The sequence below is a fragment of the Corallococcus sp. CA053C genome (genome assembly GCF_003611675.1).
In the GTDB taxonomy this organism is placed as follows: Bacteria; Myxococcota; Myxococcia; order Myxococcales; family Myxococcaceae; genus Corallococcus.
This window is the reverse complement of record NZ_RAWA01000885.1, coordinates 1-442: the sequence shown is the minus strand read 5'-3', so window position 1 is coordinate 442 and position 442 is coordinate 1. Positions and strand designations below refer to the sequence as shown.

General features: G+C 64.9%; 1 protein-coding gene. It reads left to right on the top strand.

Going from position 1 to position 442, the window contains the following annotated elements:
* Nucleotides 1–213: 213 nt before the first annotated feature.
* The coding region (locus tag D7V97_RS43720) for an alpha/beta fold hydrolase (protein ID WP_368669028.1) at nucleotides 214–442 on the top strand (229 nt) is incomplete at its 3' end.

Genomic DNA, 442 nt, shown 5'->3' with positions numbered 1-442 from the left:
ACCCCGTGCCGACCTATCGCAAGCTGGCTGAGCAATACGGTGCGCCGCGATTGCGCGGGCCATTCAACCTGGAAGCGCGCCGCCAGGCCGGTTTCGACGACGACGAAATCGCCGCGCTGGAAGCCTCGTTCTGAGCGCCACGGCGCAGCTCATCCGCCGCTATAATCCCGAGAAAAAGAACGATCGTTCGATTTATATTCGGTGACGGAAACCATGGACTCCACCACGCAGCCGGCCGCCCGCCAGGCCTCCCGCTCGACCTACCTGCCCGTGCGCGGCCTGCGCTACCACATCCGTGAATGGGGCGAGCCCGGTGCGCCCATCCTGTTCCTGTTTCACGGGTGGATGGATGTGTCGGCATCGTTCCAGTTTCTGGTCGATGCACTGCGCGAGCGCTGGCATATCGTGGCGCCGGATTGGCGCGGCTACGGCCAGACCGCCC